At 53.8% G+C, this 6,777-nt stretch carries 5 protein-coding genes and 4 tRNA genes; 6 read left to right on the top strand and 3 right to left on the bottom strand.

Going from position 1 to position 6,777, the window contains the following annotated elements; translation table 11 throughout:
• Nucleotides 1-28: 28 nt before the first annotated feature.
• The 4 genes from CZ203_RS00460 (at nt 29) to CZ203_RS00445 (ending at nt 442) form a co-directional block, all read left to right on the top strand.
• Nucleotides 29-105 (top strand) — tRNA-Ile (locus CZ203_RS00460).
• Between the two features lie 61 nt (nt 106-166).
• Nucleotides 167-242 (top strand) — tRNA-Trp (locus CZ203_RS00455).
• A gap of 42 nt (nt 243-284) precedes the next feature.
• Nucleotides 285-361, top strand: a tRNA-Asp gene (locus CZ203_RS00450).
• A gap of 5 nt (nt 362-366) precedes the next feature.
• Nucleotides 367-442 (top strand) — tRNA-Thr (locus CZ203_RS00445).
• Between the two features lie 156 nt (nt 443-598).
• Here the strand turns inward: CZ203_RS00445 and CZ203_RS15405 are convergent.
• The 3 genes from CZ203_RS15405 to CZ203_RS00430 form a co-directional block, all read right to left on the bottom strand.
• Entirely contained in the window at nt 599-1,111 is a 513-nt protein-coding gene (locus CZ203_RS15405; RefSeq protein ID WP_087064167.1) for a phage integrase central domain-containing protein, read from the bottom strand.
• Nucleotides 1,112-1,426: 315 nt separating this feature from the next.
• A complete protein-coding gene (locus CZ203_RS00435) occupies nt 1,427-2,263 on the bottom strand; it encodes a pentapeptide repeat-containing protein (RefSeq protein WP_087064166.1) in 837 nt (278 codons plus the stop codon).
• Between the two features lie 132 nt (nt 2,264-2,395).
• Complete coding sequence (locus CZ203_RS00430; protein ID WP_087064165.1) at nt 2,396-2,968, bottom strand: DNA-3-methyladenine glycosylase I; 573 nt, start codon at nt 2,966-2,968, stop codon at nt 2,396-2,398.
• A gap of 573 nt (nt 2,969-3,541) precedes the next feature.
• Between CZ203_RS00430 and CZ203_RS00425 the strand changes: the two genes are divergently transcribed.
• Together CZ203_RS00425 and CZ203_RS00420 are read left to right on the top strand one after the other, a co-directional pair.
• A complete protein-coding gene (locus CZ203_RS00425) occupies nt 3,542-4,576 on the top strand; it encodes a DUF6017 domain-containing protein (RefSeq protein ID WP_235847417.1) in 1,035 nt (344 codons plus the stop codon).
• A 58-nt stretch (nt 4,577-4,634) separates the two neighbouring features.
• The coding region (locus CZ203_RS00420; protein WP_087064163.1) for a ParB/RepB/Spo0J family partition protein at nt 4,635-6,777 on the top strand (2,143 nt) is incomplete at its 3' end.

The raw sequence follows: 6,777 nt of genomic DNA, 5'->3' as shown, positions 1-6,777 counted from the left end.
CTGGTTAAGGACGCGAGACGGAAGATATGGGCCTTTAGCTCAGTTGGTTAGAGCAACCGGCTCATAACCGGTCGGTCCCGGGTTCGAATCCCTGAAGGCCCACCAATTTCGACCCTTGCAGGCAGCAGGTTGCCGGAGGGGTTCGGAAGGGCGTATACAACGACATAGGGGTATAGCTCAGCTGGTAGAGCAGCGGTCTCCAAAACCGCGTGCCGTGGGTTCGATCCCTACTGCCCCTGCCAAGGAAGGACACGGCGCAAGGCCGTTTCTGATATACAAAATGTGGCTCGGTAGCTCAGTTGGTTAGAGCGCCGGCCTGTCACGCCGGAGGTCGAGGGTTCAAGTCCCTTCCGAGTCGCCACATTCGCTGTTGTAGCTCAGTCGGTAGAGTACATCCTTGGTAAGGATGAGGTCACCGGTTCAATCCCGGTCAACAGCTCCAAACGGAAAGCACTGTTTAGATGGGTTTATCGCCTGTTTGACAGTGCTTTTTTGTATTTAACCGGCTGATATAGTTTTGCTTTTCGGTAGGTGTGCTTTTTTCAGCGCTTGCATGACGCTGCGTTTGACTGCGTATCGCTGCGTGGCAGAACTGGGACTAACAGTGGGACTGTGCAGCTGTGTCAATAGGTGGTCTGCTTGTTCGACCATGTCCTGACCGGTATGCGTGTAAATCCGCGCCGCGCAGTACGATGGATTCCTCAGGGCGCAACCCGGTATAGAGCAGCGTGAGCACCCACGCGCCCGCAGGATGCGTTTTCGCGGCCTCAAGTATAATTTGGCGTTCACGCTCTGTAATCGCCCTGTGCGTGCCTGGTTCCGCTGTTTGGGGCATTGTTAATTTTGACGCGGGGTTTGTCGTGCAGAGGCTGTTGTCCATGGCCGCTTCAAACATGTTGTAGAGCTGGCTGCGTGCCTTCTTAACAGTATCCTTTGCCAAGCCCTCCATGTTGTTCAGGATACGCTGGCAATGTACAGGCCGTACGTCCTTTACGCACATGTACCCGATCTCAGGCTGTATGTATTTTGCGAGGTTAGTCCGGAGCCGACGCAATGCCCCGGCAGATAGGCCGATGTTATACGTCTTGAGCCATTCTGCGCCCCAATCCATTACTGTGGTGCCCGGGCTAATCAGCTTGTGCCCGGCTCTCAGTTCGTCCAGCTTCTCTTGCTTCTTGATGGCGAGTTGCCGCTGGTTCTTGCTGCGGACGCAGTATTGCTTCCCTTCAAAGGTGAAGTTCAGACGGTAATAGCCGTCAGCCCCTTTTTTTCATTCTAGGCATAAAAATACCCCTTTCTTACCGTAATTAAGCATGGTAAAAGAGGGGTAGATGTTTGGAGCCTATCTTTATATCGGCCCCAAATGCCCCGCCTTGGTGTTGGCAGCACTGAGGCGGGGTTTTTCTTGGGTATAAAAAAACGTTTTTTAGGTTACGTCCCATGTTTTAGGTTTTTGCAAGTATGGAGGAAGGACCGTTTTATTATTCCCGTTTGCGCTATTTATCTGTATTTGCGTCAAAAATAAGCATTGGCTTAAATCGGTATTGCATATATTTGTATCCCGTGTATCAGAGCCTAAAAAATTTGCTCCATATAGGTTTGCTTGTTCTAAATTAGCCGCAATCAGTAAGGACATACTAAAATCTTTTCCTGTAAGATTTTTTTGTTTCATATTTTTCCCGATATAATTGTTACAGGATACTTTACTTGAATTTGAAAAATATGACTTAAATATTGTGCAAATATGTTTGAGATAGTTGTTGGACTTCTCGCAAAATGGTTGGGTATCTAAAACAGCCAGCCTTTCCAACGATATATCTATCAACATATTTCCCTCATCAATTAACAGTTTTGCCTTTTCCTTTTCGGGCTGGGGCAACTGTAATATTAAGCATTGTGATAGGTACCAAAGCGTTTGATGTACTCTCATAACAACTAAAAACGAATTGAATATTTGTTCAGCTTCTTTTTGGGAAATAGTGCGCCAGTTTGGAAAACCCTTGATATAGCGGGTAATATACTGCCCTGCACCAAAACAGTCATAAGCCATACAACCTTTTAGCCCATGTTTCGATAATTGTGAATATAGCTTACATTTATAATCGGGTTGAAGGTTTTTACAAGCTATTCCAGCTTTTTTATCTTTAGGAAATCCATCTGATTTTGAAAAAAATAGAGCAACACAGCATAATCCGGTACAACTTTCGCAGTTAATCTTATAGGGTTCAAATATTGATAGATCAATGCCTTTTTCATATATCATATTTATACCTCACGCGAAACAAGAAAAATTTATGGCAAAATGAAATACCATAGCGGAGCAATCAAAGTGACGCATTATGGACGCAACAATTCGTTTATTAGAATTGAAAATTTTCTATATAGGGATAGGGGCTTACGTGCCCATCTGCTGATAGGCAAAGCAACTGGTCACGTGGTCATTTACCATGCCGGTAGCTTGCATGAATGCATAGATGATTGTTGAGCCGACAAACTTAAACCCCATCTTTTTCAAGTCTTTGCTGATTTGATCCGAGAGCGGCGTTGTCGCTGGTATCTCCTCTATCTGCTTCCAGTGGTTTTGGATCGGGGTGTAATGCACATAAGCCCATATGAATTTATCAAAGCTTCCGTACTGCTCTTGGACCTCTAGAAACAATTTGGCATTTGTCACGGCGGCGTTCACTTTGAGACGGTTTCGGATAATCCCTTCGTTTGACAATAACTCTTCTATTTTTGACGGGCCGTAAAGGGCAACTTTGCCCGGGTCAAAGCCGTCAAATGCTTCTCGAAAAGCCTCCCTTTTTTTGAGCACCGTAATCCAGTTTAGCCCGGCCTGCATCCCTTCTAAAATCAGCATTTCAAACAGCTTATTGTCGTCATGTACAGGCCGTCCCCACTCGTTGTCGTGGTAATCAATGTATATGGGGAGATCCCCCGCCCAAGCGCATCTTATATTTTGACACATAAACGATATCCCTTTCCCGTCCCCAACCGCCGTACAGTAAACGGTGTGTTTTGTTGGTGTGGTATCATGCCAACAGGCGCAGCCATGCCGCGCGGTTGGCGGTTATTCCCACCGATCCCATGGAAGGGCGGTGGTGCAAAGGGTTGCATATGGGGATGTGTTTCAGTTCCTGCTTGCACGCATTGCATTTGCCGGCCTGACCGTTCAGATATGCAAAAAAATGACCGCCCTCACTCCTACATGATAACGGTCATTTGCCTCACGCCTCTAGGGGGTAACCGTCAACCGGCTGCGCCCGTTTTCTATGGTGTTATTATACCATCCTACCTGCCTTTGTCAAGGTGGGGGGGGAGCAGGAATCCTGCCGGGCTGCCTGTTCATGGCCGTGCCCAGCTTTCTGGGGGGCAACCGGATAAACGGTAAGCTATGCCTTTAGTGTACCGCGTCCGGCTGGCCATGACAACGATGTCGCTGGCCGCAGCCGCTGAAACGGTCGGCCTTGAGGTGGCTACCGATAAAGAACGAGACTAAAAACCTTATAATTAGAGGTAGTCACCGCAGAAGTCCATCTACTTGACAAAACTGAACACCCCGAAAAAAGCACAATCCGACGGATTGTGCTTTTTTCATGCCCACAAGGAGGTAGCGGCCATGCCGGACAGTGTAGGCTTTGAATATTTCTTCGGGGATGAATCATCCCAATTCAGCTTTTTTAGAATCCCCCGCCAGCTCATAACGAACCCGCAATTCAAGCGCGTAAGCACAGACGCCAAGCTGCTGTACGGTATGCTGCTTGACCGCATGGGCCTCTCCGCCCGGAACGGGTGGTACGACGAGCAAGGGCGCGTCTACATCTACTATACCGTGGACGAGATACAGGAGGACATGGGCTGCGGCCATGATAAGGCGCTGAAAATGTTGGCAGAGCTTGACACGAAAAAGGGCGTGGGCCTGATTGAGCGGATCAAGCAGGGCCAGGGCAAGCCGACGAAAATCTTCGTGAAGCGGTTTACCACCCGCGCTATTCCGCCCCAGCCGGAACCGGCTCCTACCCCGGCCCCACCGCCGCCACCCTACCCCAGAGGTGCAGACTTCGACTTTCCAGAAGTCCAGACTTCGGATTTTCAGACTTCAAGACTTCGGAAAAGCCGAGGTGCAGACATCGGAAAAGCCGACGCAAGTTATAATAATATAAATCAAACTGATTTTAGCTATACAAATCCATCTATCCCTCCATCACGGCCTCCCAGGCCGGGGACGATTGATAGATACGAGTGCAGAGAGGAATTGAAAGAGTTAATCGACTATGACCTACTGCGAAAGGATTATCCCTGCGACGAGGTAGAGAGCCTTTTGGAGCTGATGGTAGAGATCGTGAGCAGCACGGCCCCCACCATACGAATCGGGGGCGACACCCTGCCTACGGAGGCGGTGAAAGACCGCTTCTGGCGGCTGGATCGCACCCACATCGAGTACATCATGGACTCTCTGAAAAACACGACTACCAAAATCCATAACATTCGGGCCTATCTTCTCACGGCGCTTTATAACGCGCCGGTGACGATAGGCCCTTACTATTCCGCCGCCGTGCGGCATGACTTCGGTTAGAAATGCGTCCCACCGTGGGACGCATTTTTAGCAAATATGAAAAATTGGAGGAAAGTAAATGGCAAATGAAAACAGCAGAGCCCCCACCGCAACCCAGGCGCAGATCATCCCTTTGGCAAAAATCCACAACCTGCCGGGCGTGAATCCGACCCCCGCGCCGGACCGCGCCTATGGCGGACTGGTCAGCAGTATCCAGTCCAGCGGCGTGCTGAACCCGGTAATTCTCCGTCTGCGTGAGGACGGGGAGTACCAGATCGTGGCCGGTTTTCGCCGCCGGAGGGCCAGTGAATTGGCAAAAAAGACGGATATTCCGGCGCTGGTGTATGACATGACTGAAAAGGAGGCCGTGGAGTATTTCCGCCGCAGGAATCAGCCTGACGCGGAAAAGACGGTTCCCGGCAAGCTCATTCCGGCTCCTGTGCCTGCCGCTGCTCCCGGTAAGGAGGATAAGGGCAAGGCCGCCGACGAGGGCAAGAAGCCCGGCGAGGTCCCGGCTTCTGCCGCCGCTCCCGCCAAGGACGATAAGGCCAAGCCCGCCGCTGACGGCAAGAAGCCCGGCGAGAACCCGGCCCCTGCCGTTGCGCCCGTCAAGGACGATAAGGCCAAGCCCGCCGATGATGGGAAGAAACCCGGCGCGGCCCCGGCACCCGCCACCGCTCCCGGTAAGGACGATAAGAGCAAGGCCGCTGACGAGGGTAAGAAGCCCGGCGAGGCCCCGGCTTCCGCCGTCGCTCCCGGCAAGGAGGATAAGGACAAGGCCGCCGACGAGGGCAAGAAGCCCGACGCGGCCCCGGCCCCCGCCGCCGCTCCCAGTAAGGAGGATACGGGCAAGGCTGCCGACGAGGGTAAAAAGCCTGGCGCGGTCCCGGCCCCTGCCGCTCCCGGCAAGGAGGATAAGGGCAAGGCCGCTGACGAGGGTAAGAAGCTCGGCGCGGCCCCGACCCCCGCCGCCGCTCCCGGTAAGGACGATAAGGGCAAGGCCGCCGACGCGGGCAAGAAGCCCGCCGAGGCCCCGGCACCTGCCGCTGCTCCCGGCAAGGAGGATAAGGGCAAGGCCGCTGACGATGGGAAGAAGCCCAGCGAGGCTCCGGCCCCTGCCGCCGCTCCCGGCAAGGAGGATAAGGGCAAGGCCGCCGACGAGGGCAAGAAGCCCGGCGAGGCTCCGGCCCCCGCTGCTGCTCCCGGCAAGGAGGATAAGGGCAAGTCTCCTGATGGGAAAGTTGTTGACTTCCCCAAGACTAAGCCCGCCGCCGCGCCCACCGGCCCCGCCGCCAGCGGTCCTACCGGCACGGCCATTACACAGGTGTTCGACCCCCGCCTGAATCCCCCGGATGATAAGGCGCTCAACGACCTGCCCATTCCTAAAGAGGGTGAATCCCATTTCATCACCCTGCACCCTGGCTATCTGGAAAAATCCGAGTTCAACAACTTCTCCGTGGACCGGGAGGCCGAGGACTTCCTGGAGTTACAAAAATCTATTGAGCTGACCGGCGTAAAGGACCCCGTGCTTGCCCGTCCCAAGGAGGGCGGCGGCCTTGAGATCCTTTCCGGCCAGCGCCGCCATATCATCGCCACGATCTTAAATTATCCCGTCCCCACCATTATCCAGCGGATCGACGACGACGACGCGAAAATCCTGGTGGCGGACAGCAACCTGCACCGCCCCAAGATCAGCAGCTATGACCTCTCACGCGCATTGAGGATGAAGATGGACGGCATGAAGCGCAAGGCGGGCCGCCGGAAGAAGAACGACCCCGGCGCCCCGGCGCTGAATACGGACGAGGCGCTGGCAAAGGAAATGGGCATGACGGTGAGCAAGCTCAACCGCCTTTTGCGCCTGTCTGAAGCCACCAAGGACGTGTGCGCCCGCTATGACGCCGGAACGCTGGAGCTTTCCATCGCCTACGCTATTTCGTTCCTGAAGCCGGAAAATCAGGATTCGGTGCTGCGCCTGTCCGACCTGGGCTATAAACTGTCAACGGTGCGAATTGAGCGCATGAAGCCGGTGGATAAAGGCGGCAAGCTGACTGAAAAGGCCATGCGTGACATTTTGGACGATAAGGACCTCGCGCCCAAGCAGACGCCGCCCTCTCCGGCTGCCCCTGCTACTCCTGCCGCTCCCGCCGCGCCTGCTACCCCGGCCACACCTGCAACCCCGGCCAATCCCTCCGCCGGGAATGAGCTGCCGCACTCTCCCGACG

Source organism: Intestinibacillus massiliensis (assembly GCF_900155735.1).
GTDB lineage: Bacteria > Bacillota > Clostridia > Oscillospirales > Butyricicoccaceae > Intestinibacillus > Intestinibacillus massiliensis.
Note: the sequence above shows the minus strand (reverse complement) of the source record. Positions and strands in the feature narration are given on the sequence as shown.

Excerpts from the sequence above, each read along its gene's own strand:
- CZ203_RS00430 (WP_087064165.1), bottom strand. The coding sequence starts at position 2,968 with ATGTGTCAAAATATAAGATGCGCTTGGGCGGGGGATCTCCCCATATAC.
- CZ203_RS00435 (WP_087064166.1), bottom strand. The coding sequence starts at position 2,263 with ATGATATATGAAAAAGGCATTGATCTATCAATATTTGAACCCTATAAG.
- CZ203_RS15405 (WP_087064167.1), bottom strand. The coding sequence starts at position 1,111 with ATGGATTGGGGCGCAGAATGGCTCAAGACGTATAACATCGGCCTATCT.